This window comes from Amphritea sp. HPY (genome assembly GCF_050870985.1).
In the GTDB taxonomy this organism is placed as follows: Bacteria; Pseudomonadota; Gammaproteobacteria; order Pseudomonadales; family Balneatricaceae; genus Amphritea.
Map to the genome: position 1 here is coordinate 1,486,070 of NZ_CP194015.1, position 15,687 is coordinate 1,501,756.

The 15,687-nt window shown below is 51.8% G+C and carries 21 protein-coding genes, 3 tRNA genes and 1 pseudogene; all 25 read left to right on the forward strand.

Annotated elements, in window-relative coordinates; translation table 11 throughout:
• Positions 1-5 precede the first annotated feature (5 nt).
• The gene (gene uvrC / locus ACQUQM_RS06600) at positions 6-1,880 is read left to right on the forward strand and encodes an excinuclease ABC subunit UvrC (RefSeq protein WP_432473695.1); all 1,875 of its coding nucleotides are present in this window, start codon (positions 6-8) and stop codon (positions 1,878-1,880) included.
• An 83-nt stretch (positions 1,881-1,963) separates the two neighbouring features.
• A complete protein-coding gene (gene pgsA / locus ACQUQM_RS06605; RefSeq protein ID WP_432473696.1) occupies positions 1,964-2,512 on the forward strand; it encodes a CDP-diacylglycerol--glycerol-3-phosphate 3-phosphatidyltransferase in 549 nt (182 codons plus the stop codon).
• Between the two features lie 101 nt (positions 2,513-2,613).
• A tRNA-Gly gene (locus ACQUQM_RS06610) sits at positions 2,614-2,689 on the forward strand.
• A gap of 29 nt (positions 2,690-2,718) precedes the next feature.
• A tRNA-Cys gene (locus ACQUQM_RS06615) sits at positions 2,719-2,792 on the forward strand.
• 7 nt (positions 2,793-2,799) lie between these two features.
• A tRNA-Leu gene (locus ACQUQM_RS06620) sits at positions 2,800-2,886 on the forward strand.
• A gap of 201 nt (positions 2,887-3,087) precedes the next feature.
• A complete protein-coding gene (locus ACQUQM_RS06625) occupies positions 3,088-5,637 on the forward strand; it encodes a DNA-directed RNA polymerase (RefSeq protein WP_432473697.1) in 2,550 nt (849 codons plus the stop codon).
• A gap of 93 nt (positions 5,638-5,730) precedes the next feature.
• The gene (locus tag ACQUQM_RS06630) at positions 5,731-6,810 is read left to right on the forward strand and encodes a hypothetical protein (protein WP_432473698.1); all 1,080 of its coding nucleotides are present in this window, start codon (positions 5,731-5,733) and stop codon (positions 6,808-6,810) included.
• 44 nt (positions 6,811-6,854) lie between these two features.
• The gene (locus tag ACQUQM_RS06635) at positions 6,855-6,980 is read left to right on the forward strand and encodes a hypothetical protein (RefSeq protein ID WP_432473699.1); all 126 of its coding nucleotides are present in this window, start codon (positions 6,855-6,857) and stop codon (positions 6,978-6,980) included.
• Positions 6,977-7,264, forward strand: coding sequence for a hypothetical protein (locus ACQUQM_RS06640; RefSeq protein ID WP_432473700.1), 288 nt, complete (start codon positions 6,977-6,979; stop codon positions 7,262-7,264). Before ACQUQM_RS06635 ends, ACQUQM_RS06640 begins: the two co-directional genes overlap by 4 nt.
• A gap of 101 nt (positions 7,265-7,365) precedes the next feature.
• Positions 7,366-8,007: a hypothetical protein gene (locus ACQUQM_RS06645; protein ID WP_432473701.1), complete on the forward strand. Its 642-nt coding sequence runs from the start codon at positions 7,366-7,368 to the stop codon at positions 8,005-8,007.
• Positions 7,970-8,380, forward strand: a complete 411-nt coding sequence (locus tag ACQUQM_RS06650; RefSeq protein WP_432473702.1) for a hypothetical protein — start codon at positions 7,970-7,972, stop codon at positions 8,378-8,380. The genes ACQUQM_RS06645 and ACQUQM_RS06650 overlap by 38 nt, the downstream gene beginning before the upstream one ends.
• A complete protein-coding gene (locus ACQUQM_RS06655; protein ID WP_432473703.1) occupies positions 8,361-8,705 on the forward strand; it encodes a hypothetical protein in 345 nt (114 codons plus the stop codon). The genes ACQUQM_RS06650 and ACQUQM_RS06655 overlap by 20 nt, the downstream gene beginning before the upstream one ends.
• Before the next feature lie 13 nt (positions 8,706-8,718).
• Positions 8,719-9,165: a hypothetical protein gene (locus ACQUQM_RS06660; protein ID WP_432473704.1), complete on the forward strand. Its 447-nt coding sequence runs from the start codon at positions 8,719-8,721 to the stop codon at positions 9,163-9,165.
• Positions 9,166-9,177: 12 nt separating this feature from the next.
• Positions 9,178-9,516, forward strand: a complete 339-nt coding sequence (locus ACQUQM_RS06665; RefSeq protein WP_432473705.1) for a helix-turn-helix domain-containing protein — start codon at positions 9,178-9,180, stop codon at positions 9,514-9,516.
• The gene (locus tag ACQUQM_RS06670) at positions 9,509-9,805 is read left to right on the forward strand and encodes a hypothetical protein (protein WP_432473706.1); all 297 of its coding nucleotides are present in this window, start codon (positions 9,509-9,511) and stop codon (positions 9,803-9,805) included. Before ACQUQM_RS06665 ends, ACQUQM_RS06670 begins: the two co-directional genes overlap by 8 nt.
• Positions 9,806-9,812: 7 nt before the next feature.
• Positions 9,813-10,208 (forward strand): hypothetical protein, encoded by a 396-nt coding sequence (locus ACQUQM_RS06675; RefSeq protein WP_432474884.1) that lies wholly within the window; start codon positions 9,813-9,815, stop codon positions 10,206-10,208.
• Positions 10,100-11,479, forward strand: coding sequence for a toprim domain-containing protein (locus ACQUQM_RS06680; protein ID WP_432474804.1), 1,380 nt, complete (start codon positions 10,100-10,102; stop codon positions 11,477-11,479). The genes ACQUQM_RS06675 and ACQUQM_RS06680 overlap by 109 nt, the downstream gene beginning before the upstream one ends.
• Positions 11,480-11,481: 2 nt before the next feature.
• Positions 11,482-11,724, forward strand: coding sequence for a hypothetical protein (locus tag ACQUQM_RS06685; protein ID WP_432473707.1), 243 nt, complete (start codon positions 11,482-11,484; stop codon positions 11,722-11,724).
• Positions 11,724-13,733, forward strand: a complete 2,010-nt coding sequence (locus ACQUQM_RS06690; RefSeq protein WP_432473708.1) for a DNA polymerase — start codon at positions 11,724-11,726, stop codon at positions 13,731-13,733. Before ACQUQM_RS06685 ends, ACQUQM_RS06690 begins: the two co-directional genes overlap by 1 nt.
• A 211-nt stretch (positions 13,734-13,944) precedes the next feature.
• The gene (locus ACQUQM_RS06695) at positions 13,945-14,073 is read left to right on the forward strand and encodes a hypothetical protein (protein WP_432473709.1); all 129 of its coding nucleotides are present in this window, start codon (positions 13,945-13,947) and stop codon (positions 14,071-14,073) included.
• Entirely contained in the window at positions 14,070-14,717 is a 648-nt protein-coding gene (locus ACQUQM_RS06700; protein WP_432473710.1) for a hypothetical protein, read from the forward strand. The genes ACQUQM_RS06695 and ACQUQM_RS06700 overlap by 4 nt, the downstream gene beginning before the upstream one ends.
• Positions 14,718-14,739: 22 nt before the next feature.
• Positions 14,740-14,976, forward strand: coding sequence for a hypothetical protein (locus tag ACQUQM_RS06705; RefSeq protein ID WP_432473711.1), 237 nt, complete (start codon positions 14,740-14,742; stop codon positions 14,974-14,976).
• 26 nt (positions 14,977-15,002) lie between these two features.
• Entirely contained in the window at positions 15,003-15,209 is a 207-nt protein-coding gene (locus ACQUQM_RS06710; protein ID WP_432473712.1) for a hypothetical protein, read from the forward strand.
• Positions 15,202-15,573 carry a MazG nucleotide pyrophosphohydrolase domain-containing protein gene (locus ACQUQM_RS06715; RefSeq protein ID WP_432473713.1) on the forward strand — a complete coding sequence of 124 codons (372 nt, stop codon included), beginning with the start codon at positions 15,202-15,204 and terminating at the stop codon, positions 15,571-15,573. Before ACQUQM_RS06710 ends, ACQUQM_RS06715 begins: the two co-directional genes overlap by 8 nt.
• Positions 15,570-15,656 (forward strand): annotated as a pseudogene (locus ACQUQM_RS06720) (type IV pilin protein); the annotation flags it as partial. The gene ACQUQM_RS06715 and the pseudogene ACQUQM_RS06720, both read left to right, overlap by 4 nt.
• Between the last annotated feature and the right edge of the window lie 31 nt (positions 15,657-15,687).

A 15,687-nucleotide genomic window follows, 5' to 3' on the forward strand; every position in this document is an offset into this window, starting at 1 on the left:
GCGGCATGACTGAAGCTCCTAATACAGAACAGCAAAAAGCCACCTCGCAAGACGATGCTATTTCCTTTGATAGCAAGGCTTACCTATCCCGACTGACCCGTCGCCCGGGAATTTACCAGATGTATAACAGTGCTGGTGAGATTCTTTACGTGGGCAAAGCCAAGAACCTTAAGAACCGGGTCAGTAGCTACTTTCGCACGACCGGTCTTAATATTAAAACCCAGGCGCTGGTCAGCCGTATCGCAGATATTCAGGTTACTGTTACAAACAGTGAAACTGAAGCGCTACTGCTTGAGCAAAACCTGATAAAGCAGAATCGTCCGCCGTATAACATACTGCTACGGGACGATAAATCTTATCCCTATATTTTTGTCTCTTCTGAGCAGGAATATCCAGCGGTACGTTTTCATCGTGGCGCTAAACGCCATAAAGGTCGCTACTTCGGTCCTTTCCCCAGTAGCGGCGCGGTACGGGAAAGCCTGGCAATACTGCAGAAAATTTTTCGCATCCGTCAATGCGAAGAAAGCTTCTTTAAAAACCGTTCCCGTCCCTGCCTGCAATATCAGATCAAGCGCTGCAGTGCGCCGTGCGTAGGCCTGCCTTCTGTCGATTCGTATCAGGCTGATATTCGCCATGCGATGATGTTTCTGGAAGGTAAAAATAAAGCCATAAACACTGAGCTGGCCGAGCGTATGGATCAAGCCTCCCGTGAGCTTAACTTTGAAGATGCCGCGACCTACCGGGATCAGATCACCAGCCTGCAGCAGATCCAGGAGCAGCAGTATGTTTCCGGTTCCAGTGGTGATGCCGATGTATTTGGTTGCGCGTTAAAGCCCGGAGGGGTTTGTGTCCATATGCTGTTTGTCCGTGCGGGCAGGGTGCTGGGCAGTAAGGTTTACCATCCCAAAGTGTCAATAGAGGAGTCTGAGAGCGATGTGCTTGCTGCCTTTATCGCGCAATGGTACCTGGGCAGTGGCAGGGAGATTCCGGAATCGATTATCACCAGCTTCGCAGTCGAAGATAAAGAGTGTATAGAGCAGGCTCTGACAGATAAACGCGGTAAAAAAACGGTAATTGTTAATCGGGTACGTGGTGAAAAGGCAGGCTGGCAGCGGCTAGCCCAGACCAATGCCGAGCAGAGCCTGCAAAGTCACCTTGCCAGCAAGCAGAATACCTATAACCGTTATCTGGCACTACAGGATGTGTTGCAGCTGGAAAATATCCCACAAAGAATGGAGTGCTTTGATATCAGTCATAGCTCCGGTGAAGCGACTGTTGCATCTTGCGTGGTGTTTGATCGCAACGGACCGCTTAAGACCGATTACCGGCACTTTAATATAGAAGACATAACCGCAGGCGATGATTATGCGGCTATGCATCAGGCGCTGACCCGGCGTTATACCCGGCTTAAAAAAGGCGAGGGTAAGTTGCCTGACATTCTTTTGATTGATGGCGGTAAGGGGCAGGTCAGCCAGGCGGTCGATGTTTTGTCTTCGTTGCAGATCGATGAAGTGCTGATTATCGGTGTTGCCAAAGGCAGTGACCGCAAGGCAGGACTTGAAACGCTTATCATGGCTGATACAGGTAAAGAAGTTACGCTGCGTAATGATTCAGCGGCGCTGCACCTTATTCAGTATATCCGGGATGAAGCGCATCGCTTTGCCATAACCGGGCACCGTGCGCGTCGGGGCAAGGCGCGAAAAAAATCCTCGCTTGAGGGGATTCCGGGCGTTGGCGCCAAACGCCGCAGAGAGTTATTGCGTCATTTTGGCAGCGTTCAGTCGGTAGAAAAGGCAAGTGTTGAAGAAATCGCAAAAGTCTCTACTATAAGCCGCAAAATTGCAGAAGATATCTATGCAGAGCTACATCCTGATCCTTAAGGACTAGGTTCTGATTTGTAACTCTGGTGCCATAATCGTTCATCTACATTTACCGTTTTAATTTACAGGAACAACGATACGTAATGAAAATACCAAATATACTGACTCTTCTGCGCGTCGTGCTGATTCCGGTATTCGTGGTCATCTATTACCTGCCATATCAGTGGAGCCCTCTGGCCTCGGCGGCGGTGTTTGCGCTGGCGGCAATTACCGACTGGTTCGATGGTTACCTGGCGCGCAGGCTTAATCAGACGTCGCCGTTCGGTGCTTTCATGGATCCGGTTGCGGATAAGCTAATGGTCGCAACAGCGCTGGTGCTGCTGGCTGAAACCTATGGCACTTTCTGGATCACTGTTCCTGCGATAGTTATTATCGGCCGGGAGATCGTTATTTCGGCGCTGCGTGAGTGGATGGCAGAGCTTGGTAAGAGAGCAGATATTGCCGTTTCCTACGTCGGCAAGGTTAAGACCACATTGCAGATGCTGGCGATACTGATGATGCTTGCAGCAACACCTTATGACCTGTTGTCGTGGTCTGGGATAGGGGCGCTCTATCTGGCGGCGGTACTGACTCTCTGGTCGATGTATATTTATCTGAAGGCTTCCTGGGCAGACCTGACTGACGATATCTAAGTCATTAATCTCATTAGAGTTTTGTCTTAAGTGACATTTGACAAAATGTGTTGACATAAAAGGAGAGCTGTCTATAATACGCCTCACTTCTTACGAAGCAGGCGGAATTAGCTCAGTTGGTAGAGCGGAACCTTGCCAAGGTTCAGGTCGTCGGTTCGAGCCCGATATTCCGCTCCAATCTGTTTAGTAATTAGTTAGTACCTTTTGGCGCGGTGGCAGAGTGGTCATGCAGCGGACTGCAACTCCGTGTACGCCGGTTCGATTCCGACCCGCGCCTCCATTTTCCAGCCCGGATGATGGAATTGGTAGACATAGGAGACTTAAAATCTCCCGATCGAAAGATCGTGCCGGTTCAAGTCCGGCTCCGGGCACCAAGATTCAAATAGATTAAACCCTCGCAGCTCTAGGCTTCGGGGGTTTTTTTTCGTCTATTCCTGTCATTCCCACAGATGTTAATGTTACCATGCCGCCCCGGCGTGGCACAGGCAGGCTGACATGAGCGTGTCAATCGATACCCCACTCCCTAGCAAAGAATCAAACCCCGCCCAATACAAAGGCTAACAAGAGGCAGTCAAATGACAGCTATGAACACCGCAGTAAATATGAATGAGATTCAAGTTGAAGCATCACTGGTGAAAGAGCAGATGACTCTGGAACTTGGCATGCGTGACGCTGGACGAGTCCGGTTCAGGAAGATGATTGAGAACGCAAAGGCACGAGGCCAAGAGGATGAGACTGTATATGGCGATAAGATTATCGGCGTATATGTCGACAAGGTAGCCGGTGGTCTGGAGCAGTGGGTCAACGATGGGATGGGCAAGGCCGGTGCTCGGCGTATAGCTCAGCCTTACATCCAAGCAATCGACTATCGAGTCACTGCCATGCTCGGACTGAAGGTCATCTGCGAGAGACTGATGACTGACAAGGCAGCACTGGGCAGCACAGCGATCAGCATTGCCCGGATGATGGAGAACGAATTGAAATGTACTGACCTACGTGCTCAGGATCGTAAGCGTTACAACGGCATCATGAAGATGGCGAATGAGAAGGGCGAGTACAAGCGTAAGGTTGATGTGCTCCGCTACCTGTCACAAAAGGATGGTATTGAGTGGAGCCGCTGGTCTGAAAAGAACTGCATGCACATCGGTATGGTCGTTATCAATTGCATCCAAGAACAGGTAGCACTGGTTGAGTTCTACGATCAGTACGACAGGAAGGGACGCACCACCACCTGCATGCGACCAACCAAGGATACCCGCGAGAGTGTCGATAACCTCCTGAACACGGCCATGAAGTTCTGCGCCCCAGTGCTGGAGCCTACAGTCATCCCTCCGAAGCCTTGGGTAGCTGGTGAGCTGCAAGGCGGCTACTGGACTGACTATGTGCCACGCCGGGAGATGGTCAAGGTTCGCAACCGTCACTACTTGGAGCAACTCAAGTACACCGATATGCCGACCATGCTTAAGGCACTGAACGGTATTCAGGACACCCGCTGGCGTGTTCGTGGTCGTGTACTGAAGCTGCTCGATGAGTTGCTCATGCGTAACAGTGAGCTGGGCGGTGCGCCTCGTGCTGAGATGTACGAACTGCCAAGCAAGCCAGCTGACATTGAGGTCAATGAAGTAGCCCGTAAGAAGTACCGACAGGAAGCACGAGCTGTACATGAAGACAACGTGGTGCTGATCAGCAAGCGTCTGTCCTACCTGCAGACCGTTGAGACTGCCCGTAAGTATGCCGAGTATGACGCTATCTACATGCCGCATAACGTGGACTTCCGCAGCCGGGTGTATCCTCTGCCTTCACTTAACCCGCAAGGAGCTGACTACTGCAAGGCTCTCCTTGAGTTTGCTGACGGTGTACCGCTGGGTGAGAAAGGACTGGAGTGGCTGCACATCCACGTAGCCAACCTGTTCGGTGTTGATAAGGTGTCTTACGATGACCGCATCAAGTGGTGTCAGGATAACCTTGGCATGCTGGAGGCCATCGCTCTGAACCCTTTCAGTAACCGCGAGTGGTGCGAGGCAGACAAGCCGTTTCAGGCATACTCTGCAGTCATCGAGTTAATCGAGGCGCTGGAATCTCCCAACCCAGAGGAATACGTCAGCCACATCCCGATTGCATTAGATGGTAGCTGTTCAGGGATTCAAGTCCTGTCTTGCTGCTTCCGTGATGAGATCGGCGGTGCCAACGTGAACCTGCTGCCTTCTGATAAACCTTCTGACATCTATCAGGTGGTTGCAGATAAGACGATCATCAAACTAGAAGCTGCGAGAAAAGGAGACAGTGCTGAAATCTCGCAGGAAGAAGACGAGGTGACTGACGCACAGCTGGCGCAATGGTGGCTGGACTTCGGAATATCGAGGAAGGTGACCAAGCGTAACTGCATGACCTTCCCGTACGGATCGAAAGCAAGAGGGTTCTCTGACCAACTGTTAGAGGATCACCTTCGCCCATTCGTTAAGGATGGCAGCGCAGATAACCCACTGTTAAGGATCGGCCAGAACGGCAAGCTGGACACATCGCTTCCAATGATGAAGCTGTCTAACTTCCTCGCCAAGCTGAACTACGAGTCTGTACAAGAGACTGTGGTCAAGGCTGCAGAGGCGATGGACTGGATGCAAGCTTGTGCCAGGATTGTTGCTAAAGAGGGTCGCCCGGTAACTTGGAACACCCCTCTGAACTTCCCGGTGGTACAGAATTACCGCCAGTCTAAAGAGGCACGAGTCGAGACTCACTTGGCCGGTGAACGTAAGGTACTGAGCATCCGCGAGGACACGCTGAAGATTGATAAGCGTAAGTCAGCGAATGCCATATCACCTAACATCGTTCACAGTTTAGATGCATCACATTTAATGCAGACGGTAGCGAATGCCCACGCTAAAGGAATCACGAACTTCGCACTTATCCATGACTCATTCGGCGCTCACGCCGGGTTGACCGAGAAGTTCTACTGGATCATTAGAGAGTCATTCATTCAGACTTTCGATGAGAACTACTTCCCGAATCTACTTGAGCAGTTTAAGAGTCAGGTTCCACCGGAACGTCACGATGAGTTCCCGCCTCTGCCAGAGCAGGGCAAGCTAGACCCGATGTCAATACTCGACTCCGAGTACTGCTTCGCATAACACCTTACTACTATCGCTCTACACTGCGCCTTCCTATAAGAGGAGGGCGTGGCTTACTTTTGTCTACTCATTCCCACAGATGGAAATACACCCATGACTAAGCTGAACACTTCCGCAATCGAATTCCGCATCCTTGATAAGAAACTGGCTGACGCTGAAACAGTGCTGATCTCCCTGAAGGAGCTGAATGTTGACCCGAAGTTCCAGATGCGCGAGAAGATGGATCACGAGAACATTGCGTTGTACGCAGAGTCTCTGGAAGACCTGCCACCAGTACGTGTATTTGAGGTCGGTAACCGTCTAATCCTAACCGATGGCTTCCACCGTTTCTTTGCTCACGAGCTGGCTGAAGCTGAAGACATTAAGGCCAAGGTCGTTAAGGGTACTGAGTTTGAAGCTATGAGCTATGCCATGGCCGCGAACTTTGCTCACCTTAAAGGAGGCAGCAAGCCTTCATCAGGTGACCAGCGCAAGGCTATTGAGACTATGTGTGAGCTGTTGGCTGACAAGATCGGATACGACTCCAAGCAGGTCGTGCCTACTTTAGTTAACTGGGGCATTACATGCTCTATTAGCTGGGCGCGTAAATGTACGAAAGATATTCGAGCAGAGATCGATGCTAAGCGTGACGCAGCTATTAGCAACCTAACCGCAGACGGAATGTCTAGTCGTGAAGTTGCTGAGCGTCTTGGCTGCTCTGACCACACTGTCCGTATGAAATTGAAGGAAGCAGAAGCTGCGAGAAAAGAGGACAGTGCTGAAATCTCGCAGGAAGAATCCCCATTCAACGATGAGTCTGATAATGACGATATGCCATGGGGCGAGGACGGCTTCTCTGAAGACGAGCTGGAGTCAGCACCTGTAGTTAACCCTGCAGATGCCATGAAGAAAACTCTGGACGACTTCGATGCAACACTCCAACAGGACACAGCAAACACTACAGCTCCGTCTATAGATTCGTCTGTCGTTCCCACAGATGGGAATACTCCCACAGTAGAAGAGAACACCCCACGAGATGAAGTGGCAGGCGCATTCAACCTGCTTGCTGAAGCTTGGAAAGTCCACGGCCCAGATGCCTTTGAGGAGTTCCTTGAAGACACCACCGAGGTCAACGACAGCAACGTCGAGTTCTTCCTGAAGATTGCCGGTTTCGTAGCTAACCGCCGCGCATAACCCACACCGATAGACCAACCAAATTCAAACGTCTGGAGAGACACATGAACAACGATACGATTCGCTCTAAATACACCGCTCGTCAGTACTTCAAGAAACTGATCGGAGAAGGCTACGCAGCCGACCACGCATCATCATTAGTCAACGCTGTGTTCGGAGGTGAAGCATGAGCAAGTTTAAGAAACTGCAGAACGCCGCTTCCCACATGCTGCAATACGGAGCCAACGCTCTGAAAGGTGAGTCTGACCGGGCTGTACGTAATCGCATCAAGACCATGCGTCTGAAGCCTTTCGCATCTGACACTGAAGGCGAACAGCTTCCCTTTGAAGAACTGTGTCGTAACCACAAGGGCGCTGCCCTGCGAATCTATAACCGCAAAGTTAAGACTGTCCTCAACCAGTCTGCCGATGCCCGTGCCATGCGTGAAGTCATGAGCGAGTTCGGCCTCAGTTAAACCCCACACCAATAGACCAACCCTTCGCCCTCATTCGGTTAACGCCGGGTGAGGGCAGCTTTTTTTTTCGTTTAAAAACTACATTAGAGAGAACTAATACTATGGCTAAAAAGACTATCACAACTCCTCGCGGCACCGCTCGTTACCCTTGGCTGAACACGGCTGACACTAAGTTCGGTGACCCGAAGTACAAGGTTGACCTGATGGTTGAGAGCGGCTCTGTCGGTGACTTCGGAGCGAAGATCGAAGACGCACTGGAAGACCACTTCAATGCGATTCTGGACAAAGAGCAAGGCGGCAAGTACCGCGAGATCTTCAAGGCTGAACTGCCGTTCTTTGAAGACGGTGGTGAGACTCTGTTCCGCTGCTCCCTGAACAAGATCGGCAAGAGCAAGAAGACTGGTGAGACTTGGGAAAACAAGATCACTTTCTACGATGCGAAAGGTCGTCCAATCCCTGAAGGCATGGCACCAAAGATCGGCGGTGCGTCAATCCTGCGCGTTAGCTGTGAGCTAAACACCTGGACTCGACCAAATGTTGAAGGCCGTGGCTCTGCCAAGGTTACTGATCTGGAAGTCGGCATCTCCCTGCGTATCAAAGGTGTGCAGGTTATCGAAGCGAAGCAGGGCGGTAACGGCCCAGCGTCTGCCGAAAGCATGGGCTTCGGTGAAGAAGAGGGTTACTCGTACGACCCGGACGCATTCGATGCTGACGAAGGTGGTAACGACGCTGGCGACTTCTGAGTCCCAGTGGACTTCTAGCAACCTCAAGCCCATGAGCGTGAACGAAGCGTGGATGGGCAAGAAGACTAAATCAGTGAAGTACCGGAAGTACGAAGCGCAACTCCTCCGGTCTTTACCTGACATCGAGCTTCCCGATACGAAGTTGTTTGAAATCCGACTGGTCGTCTACTACAGCAGCAAGTTGTCCGATCTGGATAACGCCGCCAAGCCATTCATCGACTGCCTCTGCAAACGGTATGGCTTTGATGACCGGTACATATACCGCATACGGATGACGAAGGTCATCGTCCCTAAAGGCAAAGAGAACATTCAGTTCCGCATCCTGCCTTTCACCCCCAACGGAGAAACCACTAATGGCAATGCAAAGGGCTAAGACCCGGAACATTGTCGTGGTGATGTCAGGAACCCCTATCAAGTCCAGCACTTGGGATTTGTCCTGTGCATACCGCGACAAGGGAGTCCCTGACATCGGCTCCCACTACGTAATTTTAGAAGACGGAGATGTCATATCAGGTCGTCCTCACAGCGAACACGGCAACGTCGATCCTCGGCACAACAAAGACGCAGTGTTCATCGAAATCATGGGCATCGACCCATCAGCAGTAACCCCGCACCAACAGACAGCAGCACAAGGCGTGATCTCCCGGATGGAAGAGACATACCTGAATGCTGAACCGCTTGACTACACAACTTATTAAGAGAGAGAACCTCATGAAAAACATCCCTACAACTGTACTGATCGCCGTTACTTCAGCTGAATCCTTCGACATCCAACAGCGTCTGTTCGATGCAGGTTGGAAATGGCATCTGGGTGAAACGCACGTTATGTACACCGAGCAGCCGTACCTGTTACTGGATGGCCCGACCAAGCGTATCAAGTGGGTAGACCGCACGATGCCGGGTGTCCCTGTGCTGGCGTACAACGACATCATCGGTGAGCTGCAGTCTGTCGATGAGTTGGTCGATGAGAACTCCTCTCTGTGTGAGCAGATAGACCGCCTGACGCAGAACAAGGTGAGGCTGCTGGAAGAGCTGGAAGCCTTGGACAACAAGATTGCCAAGAAGCAGAACTTCTACCAGCTGAACGCTGAGTCAATTCGCCGCCGCCTGCCAGAAGGCATCGCTAAGTTCGCGCCATACATGCCTGACACCTTTTAAGGGGTTACTACTATGGCCCTGACACCTCAATGCCAGAAGGTCGTAGCTTACATTGAACGGTGGGGTTCCCTGAACTCCATCGAAGCTATCACCCATTACGGCATCACTCGATTAGCCGCTCGTATCCATGACCTCAAGTACACCAACCGTGCAATGAAAGCTGTCCCTGCTGAGAACGCAGCGAAGGGCTTCGTTAAGTACGTCCCGGACTTTGAGCAACGCCGAGCAAACCTGAAACGCCGCATGTACGAAGAGCTGGAAACAGCTGACGGAATACGTCTGGCCGAGCTGCATGTTAAGTACGCAGCCAAATTCTCCCTGATGAACATTAAGGAACGTGAACATGCCTGAGCAAACTATAGACATCACCGTAAAGGTGGAACGCCCGGATTTCTCGCGGCCTCGCTTCCACAACCCGTGTGTGATCATGCGCGGTGAGATGCGCTTCAACGGACAAGCTCTGTTCTATGAGCACCGTGTTGATGAGTACGAAGCTCGACATCACCTCGACATCAAGCCGGACGGAACGATCTACGTCAACGATGACAACTGGTTTGACTACATGGTTCGTCGGATTCGTAGCGGCTTAATGCAGCACATCGAAGAATCATACCGTCCACGCATTGCGCTGGGAGGCTAGATGACTCATGACTACGATGACGCGGAAGGATGTGATGACGTTACTGGCCGAGAGCCGTGCCCTGAATGCCGAGAGAACGGAGGCGATAACAAAGGCGATAACCTTGCTCGATACGCAGATGGACACGGCCACTGTTACTCGTGTGATTACCATGAGAATGGCAGCGGAGAGGGAGCTGGGAATGCAGAACGCTCTAGCAAACCTGTTACGTTCGACCGCATGGACAGAGCTGCCCCTAATGGACTTAAGGCTCGTGGAATCCAAGCCCACGTTTGTGAGAAGTTCGGATATGGAATTGGGCGAGATTTTAACGATCAGCCAGTCCACGTATGTGATGTACGAACCGAGGCAGGAAGTCTTGTCGCACAGAAAGTTCGCACAAAAGATAAAGATTTCTGGGTAAACGGATCGCTTAAAGAGCGACCTCTGGTCGGCATGCATCTCTGGAATGGAGGTCGCAAGCTGGTGATTACAGAGGGTGAGATCGACATGCTCTCATACGCTCAGCTGACCGATTGCAAATACCCAGTAGTCTCCCTTCCGAATGGCGCAGCAGCCGCCAAGAAAGCCCTAGCAGCCAACCTCAAGTACCTTGAACGCTTCGATGAAGTCATCCTGATGTTTGACATGGATGAGCCGGGTCAGGCCGCTGCAGTTTCCTGTATGCCACTGATGAACCCCGGACGCATCAAGATCGCCAAGCTCCCACTGAAGGATGCCAACGAGTGTCTTCTGGCTGAAGAAGGTCAGGCCGTAGTGAATTCCATCTGGAACGCTGAAGCCTACCGACCATCCCAGATCGTCACCGTAGCAGACATCATGGAGAAGGCTAAACGTATGCCTGCGTTGGGCTTATCGTTCCCATGGGAGTCAGCCACCAAGGCCTCTCTGGGCATCCGTAAGGCCGAGATTCATATCGTAGGCGCTGCCCCGAAGATTGGTAAAACTGAGCACCAGCACCAGCTCATCAAGCACATGGTTGAAGTTCATGGCGTGAAGCCTGGAATCATGTCGCTTGAAGAGAACCCAGTGAAAACCTTGAAGAAGATCGCTGGTAAGAATGCAGGTAAGCAGTTCACCAAGCCACCGGAAGTAGGCGGTTATACGCAAGATGAACTTGATGAGGCGCTGGAAGCTCTCGATGACAAGATGGAGTTCTACTCCTCTGAAGGTGTCCGTGATTACGAAGAGATACTGAGCACTGTCCGATGGTGGGCAGCACAAGGTATCTGGTTCTTCATCATCGATCCATTGACCGCTCTGGTAGCTGAGCACGACTCCAGCTCTGCCAACGACATCCTGAACGAGTTCATGAGTAAAGCAGCCAGCATGGCTATGGAACTCAATATCACGTTCTTCATGTACTCCCACGTAAACCCCGTGAAAACAGGTAAGCCTCATGATGCTGGCGGTGACGTTCTGTCATCACAGTTCACAGGCTCCCGTGCCATGGAGAAGTGGGCGCATTACGGCTGGGCTGTCCAGCGTGACCGTACCGAGAAAGACCCAACCTTAAGGAACACCGCACGAATCAGCCTCCTGTTTGACCGGGAGTTCGGTGAGTGGTGCGAGTTCTTCGCCTTCTATAACAACCAGACCAATGACTGGTCGGAATGCCCTGATCCCTCCGAGGAAGGCGGCTTCCAAGACGAGTCCCAACCAGAAGAGTTCTAACCATGGAAATTACCACTGTACACCAGCCTGTGAAGCTGGAGATCGAACTGTGCGCGGACGATATACGCACGTTTCAAGCTGTGACCCACAACCTGCCAAGTCAGTACGACTTCCGGGTGTTGGTCGGATGCAACGCTGAGTTATCCCGCAAGTACCTTCGCCTGATCGAGAAGATAGGCATGGCTGTCGGTGGTAAGTCCCGCGAGAACGCTGATGAAGAAGTGCGTCAACGGCGGTCATTTTGATGAAGAGGATTGCTGTCGCTGATATTGAGACAGATGGTCTTCTCAATGAACTGGAGGTGCTGTACTGCGCCTCTGCCCGTGACTACGAGACTAATCACAACAACCGGTTTCGTAGTGTCAAGTCTTTAGTCCACCACTTAGCAACTTTTGATGAGGTCTGGTTCCACAATGGATGTACCTTCGATTACCCCGCGATGTGCAAGCTGTACCCAGCCACTGCCGAAGTCCTTCCCAAGGAGAAAGTTAGGGATACTCTGGTTCTGTCCCGGCTGTGTTTCCCGACCCTCGCTAGTATCGACGCTGCCAAGTATCGACGCTGGGGAGATACCTACCCACTACCACGTAAGCTCACTGGCTCCCACTCACTGGGCGCTTGGGGCTACCGCTTAGGCGACTACAAGGGCGACTTCAGTCCTGCAGATTACATCAACCCTCTGACCGGCGAACCGCATACGTGGAAGACAGTCGGCTACTCGGAGGACATGGCTGTTTACTGCGACCAGGATACGGAAGTAACCCGGAAGTTATTGCAGTTACTACTATCGAAAGAGGTCGCTCCTTTTGCCATCGACATCGAGCACGACATTGCGTGGCTCATGTATCAGCAGGAGGTCAACGGCTTCGTATTCGATGTGCGTGGCGCTGCTGCTCTGTACTCCGAAGTGTGCGCTCTGCGTAACAAGCTGACCACCGATCTCGTCAATGAGTTCGGCTATTGGTACGCGGCCAACGGCGTGACCCACCCCAAGAGAACTGTCAATTACAAAGACAAGCTCAAGGGCAGCATGACCGAAGGTGCTCCGTACACGAAGATCAAGCGAATTGACTTCAACCCCGGTAGCCGTAAGCACGTAGCTCGTTGCTTCAAGCTTTGGTACGACTGGGAGCCAACCGAGTACACCGATAGTGGTGACCCGAAGATTGACTCCGAGGTGCTGGAGAAACTCACGTTCAAGGAAGCTCCTTTACTCAAGGAATTCTACGACATCAACAAGCTGATCGGACAACTCGGTGACGGGAAGAACGCTTGGCTCAAACTTGAAAGAGAAGGAATCATCCATGGTCGAGTTAATCCTAACGGCGCTGGTACTGGTCGGGCTACTCACAGTACTCCGAATGTTGCTCAGGTTCCTAAAGGCTCTCCGGGATCGTACGGCCACCGTTGCCGCCAATTGTTCACAGTTCCTAAAGGATGGATTCTCCTCGGAACTGACGCTGCTGGACTAGAGCTTCGCTGCCTTGGGCATGCGCTGGCTCCGTTTGACGGCGGTAAGTATGCCGAGCTGGTAGTCAATGGTGACATCCACTGGCACAACACTCTTGCTCTGGGGCTGATGCCTCCGGGAACAATCCGAGATGAAGACAATGCTGAACATGAAGCCGCACGAGACACCAGTAAACGCTGGATATACGCCTTCCTATACGGAGCAGGCAATGAGCTACTTGGAGAGATTGCAGGCTATACAGAGGCTGAGCGTGACGCTTGGAGAGCCAAAGGTTCCCACAAGAAAGTCATCGCATTCCTCAAGAAGAAAGGAGAGCGAGTCACCCCTGTCCGAGTTTGCCATATTCTCAAAGGTGAGGAACTCCGAAAGTCGTTTCTTAAGGCGATTCCTGCAGTTAAGGAATTTCAGAACGAGTGCAAAGACGACCACAAGATCGATGGTGGTGTCACCGGGCTTGATGGACGCTTTATCCAGACCCGCTCCGCGCATTCAGCGACCAACTTCCGACTGCAAGGGGATGGTGCGCTTGTCTGCAAGTTGTGGGGAATACTCATTGATAAGAAGCTCCGTGAAGCCGGTCTACGGCACGGATGGGACGGTGATTATGCTTTCTGCGCGTGGGTACATGATGAATACCAAATCGCTTGCAGGACACAAAGCATCGCTGATCTTGTTGGACGAATTGCACGAGAAGCAATGAAAGAAGTAGGGCGCACATTTAAGTTCGCCTGTGAACTCGATGCCGACTGTAAGATCGGCCCTGACTGGAGTAAGACTCACTAATGTCTGACCTAAAGTACAAATCCGTACCGGAGCTTAAGGCTGCTCAAACTTCCTGCAGAAAGTACATCCAAGAGCTGTCCCAGAAGTTGAGCGGTCAGAAGACCCGTCTTGAGTGGATTCAACATTACCTTCACTTGAAGACTCCCGTTGAGATGTCCATCGAAGAGATCGAAGCCAAGCTCGGTCACAAAATAACCTTGAGGTAATCCCAATGACTGACGCAGAGAAAGCTGCTCGTTACAAAGCAGGACTTGAAGCCATCGCCTCGCTTGAAGGTGTCTACCAAATCAACGCTGGTCAATTGATCACAATAGCGAAGGAACTTCTGAAAGAACGATGATCAAGCCAACCCTCTGGTCTGGAAAAGACCTGAAGGGCGACTGGCTGTTTACCCGCAAACTTGATGGTGTCCGAATGCTTCGTGATAAGCATGGACTCCCAGTCTCACGCCGAGACAAACCTCTCTACAACCTCAATGACATCCCAGACCACATCACTGACTGCGAAATCTTCATTGATAACTGGGAAACCTCTGTATCAGCCGTACGTACTCACAAAGGTGACATGGTGTCGCCAGAGCATGCTTACAGCATCGATCCCCTTGATGACCGCCTGATCCTCTTCACCCTGACTAATCCAACTGCCGCGAAGATTAACGCTTTGCTGGCTACGGCTTTGTCCATCGGTGATGAAGGTCTGGTGCTCTATCAAGGCAAGAAGTCACTCAAGGTTAAACCCGTAGAGAACTATGACGTTCCCGTGACCGGAGCGACTGAAGGGAAAGGCAAATACGCTGGACTCATCGGTGCTCTGATCACACCTAAAGGGAAAGTATCAGGTATGTCGGACGAACAACGCCGCGCCTTCACCCGCAAATTACCCGAAGTCATCGAAGTGTCCTGCATGGGCCTGACCAAGAACGGCAAGTTCCGCCACCCACGCTTTGAACGTGAACGCTTCGATAAAGAAATACCCCACACCTAAGCCCAACCAAAGGAAATCCAAAATGAAAAAGACCCTTATCGCACTGGCTGTTGCCGGAGCTGCGCTGCTGTCTGTCGGCTGCGCTTCAAACGAGCCAACCATCTCTCTGGCTGAGAAATGTGAAGCAACCAATTACGCAGGCAAGAGCTGCGCAAACTTCGACCCTGCAAAGCAGCCGCTGACTCTGGAAGAGAAGCTGGCTAAGTGCGAAGCCGGTGATCTGCATACGCGAGTCTGCATCAACCTGAAAGCCCAATAAACCCCACGACACGAGAGAACTCCAACATGCGCAAATTATTCAAATTCCGTAACCCGTTTGGCCTGAGCAACATCCTGACCTCATTCACCAAGACTCAAGAGAAGCTGGAAGTCTTCATTGCGAAGAACGAGAAGAAGATCGAGAAGACTCGGTTGAATCTGGAAATCAAAGAGCGAGAGCAAGTACGTGCGGAAGCTGTTAAGGGCCGCATCGAGGAGTTCTTGAATGTCTGATCTGACGCTCAATGCATACCAGAAGGCTGCTCATACAACAGCTGCGTACGGCCCTGTCTTTGAGTACCCGTTTGGCTCCCTTGCTGAAGAAGCAGGGGAAGTCATGGGCAAGCTGAACAAGTTCTGCCGTAAGCACAAAGCCTCCATGCGTGACGCTGTGGTGAGCGCAATGTTCCCGAGTCTTGATGTCCACGAAAAGTTACGTGAAGACCTGACGAAGGAGCTGGGCGATCTGCTCTGGCAAGTCCAAGAGTGCGCTGGCGTTCTCGGCCTGTCCCTTGAAGACATCGCACAGATGAACCTCGGCAAACTGTCTGGCCGTGCTGAGCGTGGAACCATCGACGGTGAAGGTGATGACCGATGAAACACTCCAAAGGATTCACTCTGATTGAGCTGATGATCGTGGTCGCCATCGTCGGCATCTTGGCCTCAATCGCACTCCCGGCTGTTAAAGGCTCAAAGACTGACCCAATCCCTG

Bases quoted from the DNA above. Each gene is read 5' to 3' on its own strand.
- ACQUQM_RS06690 (WP_432473708.1), top strand. From the start codon at position 11,724: ATGAAGAGGATTGCTGTCGCTGATATTGAGACAGATGGTCTTCTCAAT.
- ACQUQM_RS06650 (WP_432473702.1), top strand. From the start codon at position 7,970: ATGCTGACGAAGGTGGTAACGACGCTGGCGACTTCTGAGTCCCAGTGG.
- ACQUQM_RS06625 (WP_432473697.1), top strand. From the start codon at position 3,088: ATGACAGCTATGAACACCGCAGTAAATATGAATGAGATTCAAGTTGAA.
- ACQUQM_RS06635 (WP_432473699.1), top strand. From the start codon at position 6,855: ATGAACAACGATACGATTCGCTCTAAATACACCGCTCGTCAGTACTTC.
- pgsA (WP_432473696.1), top strand. From the start codon at position 1,964: ATGAAAATACCAAATATACTGACTCTTCTGCGCGTCGTGCTGATTCCG.
- ACQUQM_RS06700 (WP_432473710.1), top strand. From the start codon at position 14,070: ATGATCAAGCCAACCCTCTGGTCTGGAAAAGACCTGAAGGGCGACTGG.
- uvrC (WP_432473695.1), top strand. From the start codon at position 6: ATGACTGAAGCTCCTAATACAGAACAGCAAAAAGCCACCTCGCAAGAC.
- ACQUQM_RS06695 (WP_432473709.1), top strand. From the start codon at position 13,945: ATGACTGACGCAGAGAAAGCTGCTCGTTACAAAGCAGGACTTGAAGCC.
- ACQUQM_RS06640 (WP_432473700.1), top strand. From the start codon at position 6,977: ATGAGCAAGTTTAAGAAACTGCAGAACGCCGCTTCCCACATGCTGCAA.
- ACQUQM_RS06715 (WP_432473713.1), top strand. From the start codon at position 15,202: ATGTCTGATCTGACGCTCAATGCATACCAGAAGGCTGCTCATACAACA.
- ACQUQM_RS06710 (WP_432473712.1), top strand. From the start codon at position 15,003: ATGCGCAAATTATTCAAATTCCGTAACCCGTTTGGCCTGAGCAACATC.
- ACQUQM_RS06685 (WP_432473707.1), top strand. From the start codon at position 11,482: ATGGAAATTACCACTGTACACCAGCCTGTGAAGCTGGAGATCGAACTG.
- ACQUQM_RS06705 (WP_432473711.1), top strand. From the start codon at position 14,740: ATGAAAAAGACCCTTATCGCACTGGCTGTTGCCGGAGCTGCGCTGCTG.
- ACQUQM_RS06660 (WP_432473704.1), top strand. From the start codon at position 8,719: ATGAAAAACATCCCTACAACTGTACTGATCGCCGTTACTTCAGCTGAA.
- ACQUQM_RS06670 (WP_432473706.1), top strand. From the start codon at position 9,509: ATGCCTGAGCAAACTATAGACATCACCGTAAAGGTGGAACGCCCGGAT.
- ACQUQM_RS06675 (WP_432474884.1), top strand. From the start codon at position 9,813: ATGACTACGATGACGCGGAAGGATGTGATGACGTTACTGGCCGAGAGC.
- ACQUQM_RS06655 (WP_432473703.1), top strand. From the start codon at position 8,361: ATGGCAATGCAAAGGGCTAAGACCCGGAACATTGTCGTGGTGATGTCA.
- ACQUQM_RS06630 (WP_432473698.1), top strand. From the start codon at position 5,731: ATGACTAAGCTGAACACTTCCGCAATCGAATTCCGCATCCTTGATAAG.
- ACQUQM_RS06665 (WP_432473705.1), top strand. From the start codon at position 9,178: ATGGCCCTGACACCTCAATGCCAGAAGGTCGTAGCTTACATTGAACGG.
- ACQUQM_RS06645 (WP_432473701.1), top strand. From the start codon at position 7,366: ATGGCTAAAAAGACTATCACAACTCCTCGCGGCACCGCTCGTTACCCT.